General features: G+C 60.7%; 20 protein-coding genes and 1 tRNA gene. 14 read left to right on the forward strand and 7 right to left on the reverse strand.

Annotated features, from left to right (window positions below):
* Nucleotides 1-7: 7 nt before the first annotated feature.
* Entirely contained in the window at nt 8-1,099 is a 1,092-nt protein-coding gene (locus C7378_RS13920) for a hypothetical protein (RefSeq protein WP_131998018.1), read from the forward strand.
* A gap of 13 nt (nt 1,100-1,112) precedes the next feature.
* Here C7378_RS13920 and C7378_RS13925 read toward each other — a convergent pair.
* Together C7378_RS13925 and C7378_RS13930 are read right to left on the reverse strand one after the other, a co-directional pair.
* A tRNA-Cys gene (locus tag C7378_RS13925) sits at nt 1,113-1,188 on the reverse strand.
* A 53-nt stretch (nt 1,189-1,241) separates the two neighbouring features.
* Nucleotides 1,242-1,904, reverse strand: a complete 663-nt coding sequence (locus C7378_RS13930; RefSeq protein ID WP_131998021.1) for a peroxiredoxin — start codon at nt 1,902-1,904, stop codon at nt 1,242-1,244.
* A 243-nt stretch (nt 1,905-2,147) separates the two neighbouring features.
* On the opposite strand from C7378_RS13930, the gene C7378_RS13935 reads away from it, so the two are divergent.
* Nucleotides 2,148-3,041, forward strand: coding sequence for a PhzF family phenazine biosynthesis protein (locus tag C7378_RS13935; RefSeq protein ID WP_131998024.1), 894 nt, complete (start codon nt 2,148-2,150; stop codon nt 3,039-3,041).
* A 536-nt stretch (nt 3,042-3,577) separates the two neighbouring features.
* Entirely contained in the window at nt 3,578-3,994 is a 417-nt protein-coding gene (locus C7378_RS13940) for a response regulator (RefSeq protein WP_131998027.1), read from the forward strand.
* A 10-nt stretch (nt 3,995-4,004) separates the two neighbouring features.
* On the opposite strand, the gene C7378_RS13945 is transcribed toward C7378_RS13940, so the two are convergent.
* The gene (locus C7378_RS13945; RefSeq protein ID WP_243648265.1) at nt 4,005-4,616 is read right to left on the reverse strand and encodes a DUF4112 domain-containing protein; all 612 of its coding nucleotides are present in this window, start codon (nt 4,614-4,616) and stop codon (nt 4,005-4,007) included.
* A gap of 37 nt (nt 4,617-4,653) precedes the next feature.
* Between C7378_RS13945 and C7378_RS13950 the strand changes: the two genes are divergently transcribed.
* The 3 genes from C7378_RS13950 to C7378_RS13960 all read left to right on the forward strand — a co-directional run bounded on the left by C7378_RS13950 (nt 4,654) and on the right by C7378_RS13960 (nt 7,671).
* Complete coding sequence (locus C7378_RS13950) at nt 4,654-5,832, forward strand: serine hydrolase domain-containing protein (protein WP_131998030.1); 1,179 nt, start codon at nt 4,654-4,656, stop codon at nt 5,830-5,832.
* A gap of 216 nt (nt 5,833-6,048) precedes the next feature.
* Complete coding sequence (locus C7378_RS13955; protein WP_131998032.1) at nt 6,049-7,365, forward strand: adenylosuccinate synthase; 1,317 nt, start codon at nt 6,049-6,051, stop codon at nt 7,363-7,365.
* Between the two features lie 18 nt (nt 7,366-7,383).
* On the forward strand, nt 7,384-7,671 hold the full coding sequence (locus C7378_RS13960) for a putative quinol monooxygenase (RefSeq protein WP_131998035.1): 288 nt from the start codon (nt 7,384-7,386) through the stop codon (nt 7,669-7,671).
* A gap of 63 nt (nt 7,672-7,734) precedes the next feature.
* On the opposite strand, the gene ndk is transcribed toward C7378_RS13960, so the two are convergent.
* The 3 genes from ndk to sucC are packed head-to-tail and all read right to left on the reverse strand — an operon-like array spanning nt 7,735 to nt 10,237.
* Nucleotides 7,735-8,151: a nucleoside-diphosphate kinase gene (gene ndk / locus C7378_RS13965; RefSeq protein ID WP_131998038.1), complete on the reverse strand. Its 417-nt coding sequence runs from the start codon at nt 8,149-8,151 to the stop codon at nt 7,735-7,737.
* A gap of 32 nt (nt 8,152-8,183) precedes the next feature.
* Complete coding sequence (gene sucD / locus C7378_RS13970; RefSeq protein ID WP_131998041.1) at nt 8,184-9,056, reverse strand: succinate--CoA ligase subunit alpha; 873 nt, start codon at nt 9,054-9,056, stop codon at nt 8,184-8,186.
* A 2-nt stretch (nt 9,057-9,058) separates the two neighbouring features.
* On the reverse strand, nt 9,059-10,237 hold the full coding sequence (sucC, locus tag C7378_RS13975; protein WP_131998044.1) for an ADP-forming succinate--CoA ligase subunit beta: 1,179 nt from the start codon (nt 10,235-10,237) through the stop codon (nt 9,059-9,061).
* Nucleotides 10,238-10,543: 306 nt separating this feature from the next.
* On the opposite strand from sucC, the gene trpD reads away from it, so the two are divergent.
* The 6 genes from trpD to C7378_RS14005 all read left to right on the forward strand — a co-directional run bounded on the left by trpD (nt 10,544) and on the right by C7378_RS14005 (nt 15,848).
* On the forward strand, nt 10,544-11,596 hold the full coding sequence (gene trpD, locus C7378_RS13980) for an anthranilate phosphoribosyltransferase (RefSeq protein WP_131998047.1): 1,053 nt from the start codon (nt 10,544-10,546) through the stop codon (nt 11,594-11,596).
* A gap of 22 nt (nt 11,597-11,618) precedes the next feature.
* A complete protein-coding gene (locus C7378_RS13985) occupies nt 11,619-12,371 on the forward strand; it encodes an SIMPL domain-containing protein (RefSeq protein WP_165876816.1) in 753 nt (250 codons plus the stop codon).
* A gap of 46 nt (nt 12,372-12,417) precedes the next feature.
* On the forward strand, nt 12,418-13,236 hold the full coding sequence (locus C7378_RS13990) for an acyltransferase (protein WP_131998053.1): 819 nt from the start codon (nt 12,418-12,420) through the stop codon (nt 13,234-13,236).
* Nucleotides 13,236-14,045 (forward strand): fumarylacetoacetate hydrolase family protein, encoded by an 810-nt coding sequence (locus tag C7378_RS13995; protein WP_131998056.1) that lies wholly within the window; start codon nt 13,236-13,238, stop codon nt 14,043-14,045. Before C7378_RS13990 ends, C7378_RS13995 begins: the two co-directional genes overlap by 1 nt.
* A 45-nt stretch (nt 14,046-14,090) precedes the next feature.
* On the forward strand, nt 14,091-15,104 hold the full coding sequence (locus C7378_RS14000; protein ID WP_131998059.1) for a transaldolase: 1,014 nt from the start codon (nt 14,091-14,093) through the stop codon (nt 15,102-15,104).
* A 108-nt stretch (nt 15,105-15,212) separates the two neighbouring features.
* On the forward strand, nt 15,213-15,848 hold the full coding sequence (locus C7378_RS14005; RefSeq protein WP_243648267.1) for a YqaA family protein: 636 nt from the start codon (nt 15,213-15,215) through the stop codon (nt 15,846-15,848).
* A gap of 22 nt (nt 15,849-15,870) precedes the next feature.
* Here C7378_RS14005 and C7378_RS14010 read toward each other — a convergent pair whose 3' ends face one another.
* Complete coding sequence (locus C7378_RS14010) at nt 15,871-16,488, reverse strand: nitroreductase family protein (protein ID WP_131998062.1); 618 nt, start codon at nt 16,486-16,488, stop codon at nt 15,871-15,873.
* A gap of 102 nt (nt 16,489-16,590) precedes the next feature.
* Between C7378_RS14010 and C7378_RS14015 the strand changes: the two genes are divergently transcribed.
* Together C7378_RS14015 and C7378_RS14020 are read left to right on the forward strand one after the other, a co-directional pair.
* Complete coding sequence (locus C7378_RS14015; RefSeq protein ID WP_131998065.1) at nt 16,591-17,151, forward strand: ribonuclease HI family protein; 561 nt, start codon at nt 16,591-16,593, stop codon at nt 17,149-17,151.
* 31 nt (nt 17,152-17,182) lie between these two features.
* Nucleotides 17,183-18,139 carry an oxygenase MpaB family protein gene (locus tag C7378_RS14020; RefSeq protein WP_131998068.1) on the forward strand — a complete coding sequence of 319 codons (957 nt, stop codon included), beginning with the start codon at nt 17,183-17,185 and terminating at the stop codon, nt 18,137-18,139.
* Nucleotides 18,140-18,181: the final 42 nt, after the last annotated feature.

The raw sequence follows: 18,181 nt of genomic DNA on the forward strand, positions 1-18,181 counted from the left end.
TTTTTTCATGCGGACAGTAATCGCAAAGCGGCTCAGCCGCCGCGGGGAAGGCCTCGGCAATGAGATCATTCCCTGGGCCAAGTCGTTCATCGCCAGCCGCGTGCTCGATGCGCATCTTTCGGGCACGGCCTGGGGTCTGAATGGCCGTAAGTATTGGCGCAACTTCGAAACAGGCCGACTCGACTGGCTCCGCCAGGAGGTGCTGCTCAAGTCTCTGCCTCATTACCCTTTCACGCAGGACGATTATCGCGCGGCCGGCCGCCGCGACTTCGCTGAAGCCTTCAAAGTATGGGCAGAGGCCAAGGGGCTGCTGCGCAAGCAGAATTACGTCGTTACTGTCGATGGAATGTACGGCGGCTACTACGCCATAGAAACAGCCCGGGAGTTTCTGTGGAGCAAGCTGCTGAATTCCCGGCGCGCGCTGCAGAATATCTTTGACGCGAGGAGCAGGATCGACCCCGGCAAGCTGCTGATTGCAGTGCATGTACGCGCGGGCAGCGATTTCCTCGCGGAGACTGAATCCATGCGTTCACGGTTCAACGTCAAGCTGCCGTTCGAGTGGTATGCAGCCGCGGCGCGGAGCCTCAAGGCCGAGTTCGGAACGAAAGCGCAGTTTCTTCTGCTCTGCGATCGCCCGTCCGATCAGTTCCGCCGCCTTGCCGCGGAGCTTGATGCAGTCACCACGCTTCATCACACGTTGAGCGAGTGCAGTGATCTCTGCCTGCTCGCCCTGGCCGATCTCCGCATCTGCTCTGTCTCGTCCTACAGCCTCGCGGCGTGCTTTCTCTCGCGCGGACCCTACATCTGGTGCGAGGAGCAGCTTGGCATTCGTAATGGCCTCTACAGCATCTGGGGTCACGAGCCGCAGGAGCAGCAGGAGGGCAGTTTCTTTTCGGAGACAGAGGCCTTGCTGAGAGAGGCCGGCGAAGAGAGTCGCGATCTGCTGGATGCTAGAAACGGATTTGCCGTCAGGATGGATGGCGCGCTGCCGCAGGCGCTTGTCGAGCGACTCTATCTAAGACTGGAGGAGCGTGACCGGCGCTTCGACCTGGTGCGCTATGGCGCATTTCCAACGGGCGGAGGTTCTCAGCTCGCCTGAGAAGCAGTTCTGTTGGAGCACCGAATGGGATTTGAACCCATGAATACTGGTTTTGCAGACCAGCGCGTTAGCCACTTCGCCATCGGTGCTCACTCGGCGGCCCTGAAAGAGCTCTCAGGGCCGCTTCTACAACGACTATAGCTTACTTCGCGGCCAGGTCTTTCTTGGACAGGTACCACCGCTCAACCTTGAGTCCTGCTCCGCCGCCGTTGGTGCGCTTCGCTGCGTCTTCTACGGTCGCAGGAGCTGCAACGATCACTGACTCGCCCGGCTGCCAGTTTGCCGGCAGCGAAACAGAGTTTGCATCCGCAACCTGGAGCGCCTGGAAGACACGAACCAGTTCGTCGATATTGCGGCCGACCTGCATGGGGTAGTAGATGATGGCGCGAATCGTCTGCTTCGGATCGATTGCGAAGACAGCGCGAACCGTCGAGGTATCGGAAGCGGCCTCGTGAATCATGCCGTAAGCCTGCGAAACCTTCGTATCGAGATCGGCGATGACAGGGAACTTGACCTGGATGCCGCCGTGTTCTTCAAGATCGCGTACCCAGGCGATATGCGAGTAGATGGAGTCGATCGACACACCGACCAACTGCACATTCAGCTTGTCGAACTCCGCGGAGCGGCGCGCGAACTCAATGAACTCCGTTGAGCAGACGGGGGTGAAGTCGGCAGGATGCGAGAAGAGCAGCACATACTTGCCCTTCGAGGTGTAGTCGCTCAGCTTGATCACGCCATGCGTGCTCTTGGCCTGAAACTCAGGCGCCGGATCGTTGATGCGGGGAATACGGTTCTCTGTGCTCATTTGCTCTCGTCCTCTTCCGTGAAGGGTTGATTTCCGTGCAATAAAAAACCCACCTCGGCAGCTCTCTGCGGGTGGGTCGTTCGAACCTCTGGTTTGAATCTGCCTTTACGATTCGCTCCCGGAACACACCCGCGCAGCACACTGACAGCGGCAGCGACAGCAGGTGCACATGGGAGTGTAAGCAGTTCCGTTCATCTCTAGCCAAGACTAGAACCGCGCCGCCCGCCGTGTCAAACTCCACTCATGCGCGAACTCTCCTACACCCTCTGCGATGTTTTTACAGAAACGCCCCTTACCGGAAATCAGCTCGCCGTTTTTCATGATGGTTCCGGGCTCACCGACGCCGAGATGCAGGCGCTTGCCCGCGAAACCAATCTTTCCGAGACAACCTTCCTTCTCCGTCGCACGCCTGAGGTCGAGCGAGAGCGTGGGTTGCGGGTCCGCATCTTCACCGTCCAGGAGGAGCTGCCTTTTGCCGGTCACCCAACGCTGGGCACTGCGAGCGTCGCCCGCACGCTCCTGCCTGAGTACCACGGGGCAGAGACCATCACGCTCGATCTGAATGCTGGCAGGGTGCCGGTGCGCTTCGCACCAGGGAAGCAGAAGCCCCGCATCGCCTTCGGGGAAATGACGCAGCCTGAGCCGCGCTTTGGCGCATTCCATGATCCGGCCGCAGTGGCAGCGGCTATCGGGATGACGCCACATGACCTGGCCCCGCACGCGCCCATCCAGACCGTCTCCACGGGTATCGCCTACTGCATTGTGCCGCTCAGGTCCGTCGAGACGCTGGAGCGTCTACAGATCTCGCAGCGGGATGCAGCCGCCTACCTGGCGAAGACGGACGCGAAGTTCTTCTACTGCATCGCGCGGGAAGCCCCAGGCGAGTGGCGCACCCGGATGCAGTTCTACAACGGCGAGGATCCCGCCACCGGGTCCGCGGCCGGCTGCGCGATTGCATGGCTGGTGCGCCATGGTCAGGAGCCCTCCGAGGCGCCAGTGCACCTTCGCCAGGGCATTGAAATCAAAAGGCCGAGCGATCTTTACGCGACCGCAAAACTGTTTGGAGACACCGTGAGCGAAGTGCGCGTCGCGGGCAGCACCGTTCCTGTGGCAAATGGACTCCTTTTCCTTGAGTGATGCACATGCTTTCAACAGCCTCAGAATAGGAAATCGCCAATAGTTACAGTGCGATGACAGTTTTCAACGATTGCCAAGAGGAAAATGACGGCCATTTTCTCCTTTCATTCGCCGTTGCGCTGAGGCTCTGCTCTTCGTACTCTTGGCAAGCGTTCAGGAAAATATCCCCGGACGCACTTTCGCCTATTGACCGACAACTGAGTTAGAGCAAGAGCGCCCAGCAGTGGGGCCGCGCTCATGCCTGCTATCGTCCGGGGAACCGATCCGGAATATGCGCAGCCATGAGTCAGGCCCTGCAATGGGCGGGCAACCCTTGCTCTCCGCATCCTGACTGGGAATGCGGTCCCGTGTTTGCGCGCTGCGTTTTTTTCGCAGCCCCGCACGGGCCCGGGTAGCTTTGCGCCTTTTTTAGGCCAGACCCGCCTTTCGCAGTCAGGATGCGGCCACCGGAAACCCTTTGCGGGCGCATACACCCTACGTGTGTCTGCCCGCAGCAACGCCCCGCCGTGCTCGCGGGAGAGAGACAAAGCAAACGAATGCGGCCCCGTAAAATCATCCTCTGCGTCGACGATAATGAACAGGCACTCTCCGTACGTAAATTCATGCTGGAGACTCGCGGCTACCGCGTATTGACAGCAACCTCGGGAGAGCAAGCGCTCGAACTCTTCCGTGAGAACGCGATCGACCTCGTGCTCAGCGACCTCATCATGCCCCAGATGGACGGCAACCAGCTCGTCGAGCGCATGAAGCAGATCTCGCCCGAGGTACCGATGATTATCCTCTCCGGAAGCGTCAAGGCTTATGAACGCGCCAGCAGCGCCGATGCATTCCTGCCCAAGGGCGCCTGCACGCCGCTCGATGTTCTCGAACGTATCCGCGTCATGATCGCGCGCAAGCGTGGTCCTAGAAAGCACATCACCTCGCAGCCGCTGGTTCACAGCCTCGCATCGTAGGGCTGGCGGCTCACAGCCGGTGCATCATCCAGCCCAGCAGCCAGGCGAGCACCAGCAGGGGAGCGGTAAAGATCGCCGCCACCGTAAAGCCGATCAGCAGCAGAAAGACCCAGTCGCGCCACGTATGGCGTCGCGGTTCATGCAGATGGCGGGTGAGCAGGGCGTAGTTGCGGCGGTTTGCCTTCCACGCGATGTCGAAGATGTCGCCCAGGAGCGGAACCGCCCCGATCACTACATCGAGGCCGAGGTTCACCAGCATGCGGGCGAGTGTCACATAGGGCACTCCCCGGAACCATGCCGCTACCACCAGAATGGTCGAAGCAAGGCCCGCAAGCACGTCGCCGAGGCCGGGGATCAGGCCGACAATGCCGTCCAGCCCGAAGCGTATCGACGTGCCGGGAATGCGGAAGCAGTCATCCAGCACGTGGGCGAGCATGTCCAGATTCTCATCGGCAAAGAGTCCCCGCGCGGCGCGGGTTCTCGGTGCAAGAATCTCAGGCGGATTGTTGGCGCCCTGCGGCATAGATGTCCCCCATTGGATGCGGCTTGCACCGGTAGAGTGCAGCTTGATCGGGCCCAGGAGGCACGGATCGGTCGCCGACCGATGTCTCGACCGCTGCATATACAGTGTTAGCAGCTTCTCAACGCCGGAGAGTGGAATGCCCAGACTGTGCCTGCCGATGTTGCTCGTTCTGTCCGTCTTTGCCGCTGTCCCGTGCCCGGCGCAGGGGCCGCTCGCCAACGCTCCGGCAATCCGCTGCTTCTACGAAAGTGGACTGCGGAGGAATGGCATCATCGGAAGCAGTCTCGTGCTTATCCGCGGGGGACAGGTGGTCTTTCGCGAGAACTACGGGCTCCAGCGCCGGTCGCCCGATCAGCTGGTAGAGGACAGCACCACTTATCATTGGGCTTCGATCACCAAGACTTTTACCGGCATCGCTATCATGCAGCTCCGCGACCGAGGCCTGCTGTCACTGGACGATCCGCTCATCAAGTACATTCCGGAACTGGCGCAGGTGCATGATCCCTACGGCCCGATCGCGAAGGTCACCATCCGCCATGTCATGTCCCATTCGGGTGGCTTCCGCGACCCCACCTGGCCGTGGCGCGACCAGGACTGGCAGCCCTTCGAGCCGACCGAATGGTCTCAGCTCGTAGCCATGATGCCGTATACGAATGTCGCCTTCCCGCCGGGCAGCCGCTTCAGCTACTCCAACCTCGGCGTCATCTTTCTGGGTGAGATCATCGAGCGGCTCTCGGGCGACTCATACGAGACCTATATGGAGAAAAATGTTCTCCGGCCGCTCGGCATGGACCACTCTTACTTCGACCGCAGTCCGTATTTTCTGTTGCCCTACCGCTCCCATAGCTGGGACCTGAAGGACGGCCGGCTCACGGAAGACCCCTTCGACTTCAACACCGGCATCACGAGGTCCAATGGCGGGCTCAATGCGCCCATGCCCGACATGCTGGAGTATCTGGCTTTTCTGCTGGGCGACCCGGCGCACGAGGAAGAGTACAGCGTGGTCCTCAAACGATCGTCGCTCGAAGAGATGTGGAAGCCCTGTCTGCCCGTTATCCCGGACGACGATTTCCAGTCACGACCCGGCGCAAAGGACTTTGTGACGACAAGCTTCTTTGTGCATAACGATGGCGGGCTGCGCCTGATTGGGCACGCCGGATGGCAAAACGGTTTTCGGAGCCACTTCTATATTGACCCGGCAACCCGCAGCGCCTATATCGTTGCCTACAATACCGACGCGCTGGACACCGCACAGAACACCCGCAACTTTGACTTCGAGCTGCGCGATTATCTGATCGATCATTTCTTTCGCTAGGACGTCTTCGCCGCCCCAAAGTCGTCTCTTCTGCAGCTTTCCCGTTTCTTCTCCCGGGCTGGCCGTTATATCATCTGTGTGGGGTCGTGGTTTCCTCCCGGCCCGAAGCACGCTTCGATCCAGGTCTTCCTTTTAACCGTTCCAGCGTCAACAGCAGAACGCGCCCACAGGGCAGAGGAAACGTGTGCGAGGCACATTACAATCACTCAGGAATCCATGCGAGCAAAGACTGCAATCGTTCTCGGCGCCCAGTGGGGCGATGAAGGTAAAGGCAAGATCGTCGATGTACTTTCGGAGCGCTTCTCTGTCGTAGCCCGTTACGCCGGCGGCCACAATGCCGGACATACGGTCATCATCAGCGGCAAGAAGTTTATCCTCCAGCTCGTGCCTTGCGGCGTGCTGCGGCCTGACTGCCGCGCGGTCATCGGCAACGGAGTTGTGCTCGACCCGATGGCTTTCCTTAAGGAAGTTGCCAAGCTGCGCGATCTCGGCGTCGATATCGATAACCAGCTCTTCGTCTCGAACCGCGCCCAGGTGATCCTCGAATATCACCGCATGATCGAGCTGGCCGCGGAGAGCGCGCCAGGACGGCAGAAGATCGGCACCACCAGCCGGGGCATCGGGCCTGCCTATGAAGATAAGATGGCCCGCAATGGCCTGCGGATCGTTGACCTGCTCAACCGCGACCTGCTGAAGACGCATATCGAAAACGCCTGCCGCGAAAAGAACACCATCGCCCATGCGCTGTTCGGCACCAGCCCGCTTGATCCGGCCAAGATGTATGAGGACTACGCGCGTGCTGCTGAGCAGATTGCTCCCTTTGTCACCGACACCGCTGCGCTGCTCAACCAGGCGATCCGCGAGGGCGGCAGCGTCATGTTCGAGGGCGCGCAGGGCACGATGCTCGACATCGACCACGGAACCTATCCGTTTGTGACCTCCTCCTCTGCCACTGCCGGGGGAGCCGTCACCGGAACCGGCGTAGGCCCCACCGCGATCGGCACCGTCATTGGCGTGACCAAGGCCTATGTGACCCGCGTGGGCGAGGGACCTTTCCCCACCGAGATTCACGATGCCGCAGGGGAAGTCCTGCGCGCACGCGGCCAGGAATACGGGGCTGTCACAGGCCGCCCGCGCCGCTGCGGATGGCTTGACCTGCCGCTGCTGCGCTACTCCAACATGATCAACGGCACCGAGTGGCTGGTCGTCACCAAGCTCGATGTGCTCGACGATCTGGAGGAGATTCCGGTCTGCACCGGCTATCGCATCGCAGGCAAGGAAGTCGATACGATGCCGGCCGATGTCCGCGGCCTCGAAGCCATCGAGCCTGTCTACACGAAGCTTAAGGGCTGGAGGGAGTCGACCGAGGGCGTTCCATCGTTTGAGAAGCTGCCCAAGGCCGCGCAGGAATATTTGCGCTTCCTCGAGCGCGAGTCAGGCGCGAAGATCGGCATGATCTCGACCGGGCCGGACCGCGACCAGACCATGGCCCTGCCGGAGTTCGAGGCAGCGCTGAACAAGCTTCACGCATAACAGAAAGGTATCCGCGCGATGGTCAGTTTCTTGGTAAGAATGAGGTTTGCAAACGACGACCGCGCCCGCGTGAACGAGGCGGTGCTCAAGGCTACAGAAGCTTCCCGCAAGGAGCCCGGCTGCGTCACCTACGTTCCGCACTGGACCGAGGCCGAGGCAGACACCCTGGTGATCTATGAGCAGTACATAGACACCGCTGCGCACGAAGCTCATCGCGCCTCCGCCCATTTCCAGGAGTATGTGATCGGCGGCCTCTACCAGATGATGCGCGAGCGCGCAGTAGAGAACCTCTCAGCGATCCTCTAAATAAACCAAAAGCCCCGCGTCTCGTGCTGAGATGCGGGGCTTTTGTTGTGTCTGGAAGGTTGTTTAGACCAGTTCGTACCCGGCAAAGAAATAGCCGATTTCGAAGTTCGCCGTGTCCTCGGCATCGGAGCCGTGGATGGCATTCTCTTCGATCGAACCCGCAAACTTCTTACGGATGGTGCCCTCTTCGGCATTCGCCGGATTGGTCGCGCCCATCAGCTTGCGCAGGTCTGCAATTGCGTTTTCTTTTTCGAGCACCATCGGAAAGATGGGGCCGGAGGACATGAACTCTGTCAGAGAACCGAAGAAGGGCCGTGCGCTGTGCACATGATAGAACCCCTCAGCCTGCGTCTTCGAGATGGAAACCTTCTTGATGGCGACGATCTTGAATCCCGCCTTTTCGATCTCGGCGAGAATGGCCCCGGTGTGGCCCTTGCGAACAGCGTCCGGCTTGATGATGCTGAAAGTGCGTTGCGACATAACTTGCGTATTAGCTCCTGAGTAAATCTCTGTTATTTGCCGATAACGCGAGCGACGGTCTCGCCGATCGCTGCGGGTGATTCCACGACGTGAATGCCGGCTGCCGTCAGAGCCTTCATCTTTTCGGCCGCGGTGCCCTGTCCACCGGAGATGATTGCGCCTGCGTGGCCCATGCGGCGCCCCGGAGGTGCAGTCTGCCCGGCGATAAAGCCCACAACCGGCTTCTTCACATGCTGCTTGACGTACTCGGCCGCAGTTTCTTCCGCGGTGCCGCCGATTTCGCCGATCAGGATGATTGCCTCTGTCTCCGGGTCTTCGTTGAGCAGCCTGAGCGCGTCGATGTGCGTGGTGCCGATGATCGGGTCCCCACCGATGCCGATGGCGGTGGACTGTCCGATGCCGCGCTGGGTCAGCTGATACACGGCCTCATAGGTCAGCGTGCCGGAGCGGGAAACGATGCCGACATTGCCTTCCTTGTGAATCCGTCCGGGCATGATGCCGATCTTCGCTTTGCCAGGCGAGATGACGCCGGGGCAGTTCGGTCCCACCAGGGTGGACTTGGAGTGCTTAAGCACGCTCCAGACCTTCACCATGTCGTTGACCGGAATGCCTTCGGTGATGCAGATGATCAGCGGCAGGCCTGCTTCGTTGGCTTCAAGAATCGCATCGGCCGCGAACGGTGGAGGTACGAAGATGACCGTCGCGTTGGCCCCGGTCTGCTCGACCGCGTCCTGCACGGTGTCGAATACCGGCCAGCCCTCGTGCGTGGAGCCACCCTTGCCGGGTGTCACTCCTCCGACGACCTTGGTGCCGTACTCGGCGCAGCCCTTCGCGTGGAAGGTGCCTTCTTTGCCGGTGATGCCCTGCACAATGAGGCGAGTATTTTTGTCTACAAGAACCGCCATGTCTACTTGCCTCCCTTGGTCGCAGCAACAACCTTTTCTGCTGCGTCCTGCATTGTGTCGCCAACGATGAACTTCAGTCCGGAATCCTTCAAAATCTGCCGGCCCTCTTCGACGTTCGTTCCTTCGAGGCGAAGCACGACGGGTACGGTAACGCCAAGATTCTTTGCCGCCTGCACCACGCCCTGTGCCAGCGTATCCACGCGCAGAATGCCGCCGAAGATGTTGATGAAGACAGCCTGCACGTTCTTGTCCGAGAGCAGAATCTCAAAGGCGTGCTCAATCTGCTGCTGATTAGCGCCGCCGCCCACGTCAAGGAAGTTCGCCGGGCTGCCGCCCGCGTACTGGATGATGTCCATGGTCGCCATGGCCAGGCCTGCCCCGTTGACCATGCAGGCGATGTTGCCATCGAGCTTGATGTAGTTCAGCGCATACTTTGACGCCTCTACCTCAAGTGGATCTTCCTCGGCGACGTCACGCAGTTCCTTCAGTTCCTTGTGCCGGAACATCGCGTTATCGTCGAAGTTGATCTTGCAGTCCAGAGCAAAGAGCTTGTCATCCTTCGTCGTGATGAAGGGATTGATCTCCAGCAGGGAAGCATCGGTATCAACGTAGACCTTGTAGAGGCCCATCATGAACTTGACGGCCTCATTGATCTGGTTCGGCTTGAGGCCGAGCGCGAAGGCCAGCTGCCGTGCCTGATAGGGCTGGAAGCCGATGGCCGGCTCGATATACGCCTTGTGAATCGCCTTCGGATCCTTGGCGGCGACCTCCTCGATCTCCATTCCGCCCGCCTTCGACGCCATGAAGACCAGCTTCGCAGCTGCGCGATCCAGCACGATGCCGAGGTAGAGCTCGCGGTCAATGGCCGCCGTCTCCTCGATCAGCAGGCGCTGCACCTTCTGCCCCTGTGGCCCGGTCTGGTGGGTCACCAGCTGCATGCCGAGGATCTGCTTTGCGTACTGCTCGGCTTCCTCGATGTTCTTCGCGACCTTCACGCCGCCGCCCTTGCCGCGGCCTCCGGCGTGAATCTGGGCCTTGACGACTACCCCATTCGCGCCGTTGCTGAAGAGCCTCTTAGCGACGTCCAACGCTTCGTCGAGCGTGTTCGCCACCTCGCCCCGCGGCACGGCAACGCCGTATTTCGCGAGAATGTCTTTTGCCTGGTACTCGTGAATTTTCATATAAGAATTTCGGTAAATATTCCCTGTTGCCGCTTCCGTTCGCAGCCGCCCAGGGGTCCTTACGCAACGCGTGCCGTAAGTCATACAGCAGACTCTTCATACTAGCGGACGCAAAGTCAACGGGCAAACAGCCGCGGCCGCCAGGCCCGTCATTTCTAACGATCCTGCACATCCAGAGGCCTCTTCGCAGGGGTACAGGACCTGCAGCCTGCAGACCATGCAACGCCAGCCAGCCAGCCCGGCGATTCCTCCACGGGCGGCAGGAGTTTCCTTGCCGGCGCGGCCTTCGGTACGATGACAGCACCGATGGCCACGCTTAAAGACCTGCTCATTGCCACAATTGGCGAACACCGCCCGCTCACCCGCGCAGAATCTCATGCGGCGCTCAACGCCATGCTTGGCGGGGACGCGAGCGATGTGGAGATTGCGGCGCTGCTCACTTCGATTGCTGTGCGCGGTGAGACGGCGGACGAACTCACCGGCTTTGCCGAGGCCATGCGCGCTTTGGCGGTGCCCCTGCCACTCACTGAGGCGGAGCGTGCGCAGCTCGTGGACACCTGCGGCACGGGCGGCGATGGCATGGGGACCTTCAATATTTCGACTGCGGCGGCACTGGTTGCTGCTGCCGCCGGCGCCCGCGTGGCCAAGCACGGCAACCGTGGCGTCACCTCAAAATGCGGCTCGGCAGATGTTCTCGAAGCGCTGGGTGTGCCCGTGGATCTGCCTCCTGCGCAGGCCGTCGAATGCCTCCGCGCTACCGGATTCATGTTCCTCTATGCGCCGCTCCTTCACCCGGCCATGAAGCGCGTCCAGCCGGTACGGCGGGCGCTGGGCTTCCGGACCATCTTCAACCTCGCCGGCCCGCTGACGAACCCGGCTGGGGCACAGGCGCAGGTGATGGGCGTCTTTGCCGAAGATAAGCTGGTGCCCGTGGCCGAGGCCATGTCGCGGCTGGGGATCCGCTCGGCGATGGCCGTACATGCGCGTGATGGTCTGGATGAGATCGGCCTCTGCGAAACCGATGCCGTAGTGGTGAACGAGCACAATCGGCTGTCCAAGGTCGTCATTGCACCGGAAGAGGCTGGCCTGCCACCCGCATCGATTGCGGAGTTGCGCGGCGGAAGCACCGCGGAGGAGAGCGCAGCCATGATCGAAAGCATCCTGCAGGGCGCATCGGGGCCGCGGCGAGATATCGTCCTGCTCAATGCAGCAGCGGCGCTCAGGGTGGCAGGGCTGGTGGCGGATCTCCGCGAAGGGGTGGAGCGTTGTGCGGACGCAGTGGATTCCGGAGCCGCAGTGTGTACCCTCGCTGCGCTGCGGCAGGTCCGGCAGGAACAGAAATCGCAATCTCGTGTTTAACCGGCATACGGAGGCAGGAACGATGAAGATGCGAAGCATGGCAGGAGCAGTTGCGGGGCTGTTTTTGGTGGCTGGCCTGGCGCGGGCGCAAACGCCGACCATCCAGATAGACAGAAACAATCGGACAATTGCCGTCACCACCAGCGATTCAGCCAGTGCAGACGCGGACGCGGCGATCGTTCATATCGGCTTCAAGGACTACGCGTCCGATGCGAACGCAGCCTACGCGGCAGGTTCGAAGAGCTCGAACGCCGTCGCGTCGGCGCTGAAGGCTCTGGGCGTTGAAAAGCAGAATATCGAGAGCGAATCTCAGGGCGTCGCGGAAGTCCAGCCCTTTGAGCTGCAGAACCTGTCCCCGGCGGAGCGGCTGATACGCAAGTACAGCGTTCAGCAGTCCTGGAGCGTCAAGGTCAAGGCGCAGGATGCGGCGAAGACTCTCGATGCCGCGATCAAGGCCGGAGCCAACAACAGCGGCCAGATCGACTGGACCGTGAATGATGACGACTCTCTGCAGGCCCAGGCCGCAGCCCGGGCGCTCCAGCGGGCGCGGGCCATCGCCGGGCAAATGGCCAAAGGCCTCGGCGCCCAGCTCGGCTCTCTGATGTATGCCAGCAATGAGGCGCCGCAGAGGCCGGTCTTCGCTCTCAAGGGCCGTGCAGCCATGACGATGGAAGCGGGCAGCGCCTCGGGACAGCAGAAAGTTGAGCCCCTGAGCCTCTCTCCACGCCGCGTCGAGAGGTCGGCTACGGTCTACGCTGTCTTCGCCATTGAATAGCTTTCCGTGGCATACATCCCGCTCTGAGGCTTAATCTGATAACGACATGCCACGCTACCCATACCGCGATCTGCATCCCTCCCGCGAGGCCGAAGAGGTCTTCACGCGCTGGATTACCTACCTCGACGAAGAGTTCACCAAGCACAGAAAGCCTGCCCTCCGCGCCGAGCTTGTCCACGACAATCTGCACCAGTTGATGCTCGGCCAGCCCAAGGGCGGCAAGCTCAACTTCACCCTCACCAGCGAGTTGCCCTTTAACGTGCTGCAGCTCTCCTTCGACTCGAAGAACGTCACCCTGGAGCCTGAGTACTACGGCGATATCGACGAGGAGAAATACGCCTGCATCAAGCCGCTGATCTACTTCTGGCAGATGTTCGACCGCTCTCCTGTTTCGCTGAACCATTGGCTCGGTTTCCGCTTTCGCGCCATGCTGGGCAAGCACATCTTCAAGCACATCGGCAGCAACGTGAAGATCTTCCACGGGGTCGAGTTCAGCTACGGCTACAACCTGACCATCGAAGACAACTGCGTGATCCACAAGTACGTCATGCTCGATGACCGCGGCGAGATCATCATCAAAAAAGGCACCTCCATCTCCGACTACTCGGCGATTTACTCGCATGCTCATGACCCGGTCGACTCCAGCATTGTTGAGAACCGGCAGACCGTTATCGGGCCCGGTGCGCGGCTCACCTATCACTCATCGGTGATGGCCGGCGTCAGCATCGGCGAAGATGCCATGCTCGGCGCGATGGGCGTGGCGACAAAGCCTGTCGCCGACCACTCCATCGTCGGCGGAGTGCCGGCCCGCGAACTCAAGCGGAAGGATCAGGCGCGGCGGTTTGAAGATGAGGGCCAGAACTGATGCGCTACTGCCGCTTTCTGCTTGACGGCAAGGTTGCTCACTATGGCGCGGTTGAAAACCGCAACGGTGTGGAAACCATCACGCGGCTCCTGCCTTCTCCTGAGGATGCTTCCGCCGCTGCAGCTTCCGTGGGGGAGTTTCAGCCGCTTCCGCTGGGCGAAGCGAAGCTGCTCGCCCCGGTCACACCCTCGAAGATCGTCTGCATCGGCCGCAACTACCGCGATCATGCCGCGGAACTCGGCAATGACGTTCCCCGGGAGCCGCTTCTCTTTCTCAAGCCTCCCTCCTCGATCATCGCGTCCGGGGATCAGATTGAGATGCCATCCCTCTCGCAGCGCGTCGACTACGAGGGCGAGCTGGGAATCGTCATCGGCCGGCGTGCGCGCCACATCGGCGCGGCGGAGGATGTCCGCGGCTATATCCGGGGCTACACCATCGTCAACGACGTCACTGCCCGCGATCTGCAGAAGTCCGATGGCCAGTGGTCACGCGCCAAAGGGTTCGATACCTTCTGTCCGGTCGGGCCGCTCGTCACCGATGAAATTGACCCTTTTGCCGGCATCCGGGTCCAGACCCACCTCAATGGGGAGCTGCGTCAGGATGGCACCACTCGCGACCTTATCTTCCCCATCGATCACCTGCTCCGCTACATCACTGCTGCGATGACGCTTATGCCCGGCGACCTGGTCGCCACCGGCACTCCGGCAGGGGTTGGCCCGATGCAGCCAGGGGATACGGTCAGCGTCACCGTTGAGGGAATTGGTACACTCTTAAATAGAGCGGAGCGCGGTTCGACCGCATCCAACTAAGTGATCGCGTCTTTCAATGCAGGCGCAGAAATCAGGAGAATTCTTATGTCGAAGACACTGCTCGAACAATTGCGTGGAATGACGACGGTCGTGGCCGACACCGGCGACATCGAGGCGATCGAAAAGGTCAAGCCCCAGGATGCCACCACGAATCCCTCCCTCATTACCGCTGCAGCCGGTATGCCGCAGTATCAGGAGATTGTGGACGGCACGCTGCTTGAAGCCAAGAAGAAGCTCGGCGAGGGCGCCAGCGATCAGGATGTCGCGAACCTCGCGTTCAAGCATCTCGCCATTGAGTTCGGCAAGCGCATTCTCAAGATCATTCCCGGTCGCGTATCCACTGAAGTAGACGCGCGTCTCTCCTACGACACCGAGAAGACCCTCAAGCAGGCCCACGAAATCATCAAGCTCTATGAGGATGCAGGAGTCGGCCGCGAGCGTGTGCTCATCAAGATCGCGTCCACTTGGGCTGGCATCCGCGCAGCCGAACAGCTTGAAAAGGAAGGCATTCACTGCAATCTGACGCTGCTTTTCGGCATTCACCAGGCGGTTGCCTGCGCCGATGCAAAGGTCACGCTGATCTCGCCTTTCGTTGGCCGCATTCTCGACTGGTACAAGAAGGACACGGGCAAGGACTACCAGGGCGCAGATGATCCGGGCGTCCAGTCGGTCACGAAGATCTACAACTATTTCAAGAAGTTCGGCCACAAGACGCAGGTCATGGGCGCGAGCTTCCGCAATATCGGTGAGATTCGCGAACTGGCAGGCTGCGACTTGCTGACGATCTCGCCCAATCTTCTCGCGGAGCTGGATTCGAAGCAGGAAGAGCTGCCGCGCAAGCTTGATCCGAAGAATGCCGAGTCCATGTCGATCGAGAAACTCACCATCGATGAAGCGACCTTTGAGAAGATGCATGCAGCCGATCGCATGGCTCATGACAAGCTCAAGGAAGGCATTGAGGGCTTCAGCGCCGCGCTGGAAAACCTGGAGAAGCTGCTGGCCAAGCGCCTGACGGAGCTGGGCGCCGGCAAGGAAAAGGAAGCAGTCGCCGCCAAGTAGGCGACTCTCTCATCAGTCCCATGCAGAGGCGGCTGTTGCCGCCTCTGCGTTTTTATATTTCATTGCATTCTCGATTAGAAAGCGGCGTTTTCCGCCTGACCTGAATCCTTGAAACACCTGATCGCGCTCTTTCTTAAGTACAAAGTATGGCTGCTCACCGTCCTCAAGCCCATGGGCTTCTGGGGTGCGGGGGCAATCTCCCTGCTTGATTCCAGCTCCATGCCGGTGCCGATGGATCCCATCATGGCCTTCTACGCATGGAACAACCCTCATCGCTACTACCTCTTCGTCATCATGGCGGCGCTGGGATCGGCGATTGGCGGGCTGCTGCCATTTCTGCTTGGCCGCGCCGGCGGCGAACTTTTCCTGCTCAAGCGCATCGAGCGCGAAAAGTATGAGAAGCTGCGCGACCGTTTCGAGCGCCAGGAGTTTCTTGCGCTGCTGATTCCCTCCATGTTGCCGCCGCCGACCCCCTGGAAGGTCTTCGTCTTCGGAGCAGGCGTCTTTGAAATGCGCACCACGAACTTTCTGCTGGCCGTGTTTCTCGGTCGCCTGGTGCGCTTCGGCATCGAGGGATACCTTGCGATTCGCTACGGTCCGGAGGCTGTGGGACTCGTGGGCCGCCTCGCGCATGAACACCATACCCTGCTGCTGAGCCTGCTCGGGCTGGTTATCGTAGCCATCGCTGTCACAGCCATCCGCAAAGGGATGGCGCGGCGGCAGGTGGCGCCCCCGGCGGTCTAGCCCGCCAGGGGGGGCGCAAGCCTTAGAACTGTGCGGGTTTGTCAAACTCCGAAAGCACAATCTCTTCCAGCGGCCTACGCGACCGCGCCGCTTCCTCTGTCTGCCTCATCTGCTCGGGCAGCGTTGCGGAATCGCCAAAGTAGCCCAGCGCCGTTACTGCTCCGATTTCGTAATCGTCGGGAATAGCCAGCGATGCCCGCGCCTTGTCGGAGTCGAAGCCAGCCATGGAGTGCGTGTGCAGCCCCGCTGCAGTGGCTCCCAGCCCTAGGTAGGCAGTCGCTGCGCCTACATCATGCAGCGCGTATTTGTTGGCCGCCCCATTATGCGAGAAGGTCTTCTTGCCGATAGAAAGAATCAGCACCGGCGCGCTCTTGGCCCACAGCTGGTTGAACTCGACCAGCGATTCGAAGATTTTCTTGTAGGTTGCGTCGCCACGCCGCCCCACCAGGAAGCGCCACGGCTGCTCGTTGAAAGACGATGCGGCCCACCGTGCAGCCTCAAAAATCTTCTTCAGGTCGTCGCCTGAGACTTCCTTGTCTGCGAAAGCGCGTGGGCTCCAGCGATGCAGAATGATCTCGGGCACACCGCTCACGGCCGGCGCGTGCTTCAGTTTTTCCACTTCTTCAGGATGCAGAGGCATCGTTCATTTCTCCTGTAGGCGTCGTTGTGACAACTATTTAGATTGCCTCGATGCTCCTGTGGCTGCAGTCTTTTCCGCAACCGCTTCCGCTAGACTCGAAGTATGCTTCACGAGACAGAAGAGAGCTGGATCATCGCCTACTGCGACGGAGGTTCGCGCGGTAACCCCGGTCCCGCGGGCTACGGCGTCTATATCGAGACCGAAGACCACATCAAGCTTGCCGAGCTGAGCGAATATCTCGGCAAGAAGACGAATAACTATGCCGAATACTCCGGCCTGCTGGCGTCGCTCGAGTTCGCCGTGGAAGAGGGGCATCCGTGGCTCAAGGTAGTCTCCGACTCCGAACTGATGGTTAAGCAGATCAAGGGGCAGTATCAGGTCAAGAGCCCGGAGCTGCGCCCGCTTTACGAAGAGGCGAAGCGCCGGATCGCGAAGCTCAAGAAGTTTCAGATCACCCACGTCCTGCGCGAGAAGAATCGCGATGCCGACCGCCTGGCCAACGAAGCCATGGACAAAGGCACAGGCAAGGCTCCTGCTGCTGCCGCAAGCGCGCCGGCGCCTCCCAAGCTCATGCGCGGATTCGTCAAGGGCGGCGTTATTCACCTGCTGGAAGGGGAACTGCCCGAAGGGGTCTTCGTGCGCATCCAGCGCGAAGGGCGATAGAGTGGATGCGTTGCCCATAGGCAGCGCATCTATGGAAACCGCCTCGACAATCACGCCCGACGACATCTCTGAACTATGGAAGTGGCTCGCAGCCCGCACCGCCGACCCGCGCGCGGGCATCTTCGGGCCATCGTCTGTCAGCTGGAAAGTCAACCGCGAATCCGCCCTCTTCCTCGGAGCCGGCCGGGCGGCGCTGCTGCAGCTGGCACATCCCTGGGTGGCGGCAGCGCTCGATCAGCATTCGAACCTGCGAAATGATCCTCTGGCCCGTTTTCACAATACCTTCCGGGTCATTTTCACCATGGTCTTCGGCACGCTCAACCAGGCCTTGTCCGCCTCGCAAAGTCTCTATCAGATGCACTCGCGCATCACAGGCCGACTTCCGGCAGCGGTGGCCGCTCATGCGCGAGGCTCCGTCTACCAGGCCAACGAGATCAATGCCCTCCGCTGGGTACACGCCACCTTGGTGGAGAGCGCCTTGCTGGCCTACGAAGTCGTATCGCCACCCCTGTCGGCGGCCGAGCGCGAGGCCTACTATGCCGAGAGCAAGCTCATGGCGGCTCTCTTCGGGATTCCGCCCTCGGCGCTGCCTGCTGACTGGGCAGCTTTCGCTGCCTACAACCGCGCCATGTGGGACTCGGAGACGCTGGGGGTCAATGCGCTGTCGCGCGGGCTGGCGCATCACGTTCTTCATGGAAGAGGATCATGGGTTCCCGTGCCGGGCTGGTACAGAGCGCTCACCGCGGTATGGCTGCCTGAGCGGCTTCGCGAGCAGTTTGAGCTTTCGGCCGGGCAGCGGGAAGCAGCCGCAGCAGCGCGTGCGCGGCAGTGGCTGCCCGTTTTCTATCGCAGGCTGCCTGACGCTGCGCGCTTCGTAGGGCCCTACCACGAGGCTGTCGCCCGGCTGATGGCGCGCAACGTAGGGCCGGTTGTGCGATGGAGTAATCGCTTCTGGATGGGGCAGTCGCGAATGATGTTTTCAGAGTGAGTCAATAGCAGGATCATGAAACCGCGGAGGGTTGGCACTGAG

The sequence above is a fragment of the Acidipila rosea genome (assembly GCF_004339725.1).
GTDB lineage: Bacteria > Acidobacteriota > Terriglobia > Terriglobales > Acidobacteriaceae > Acidipila > Acidipila rosea.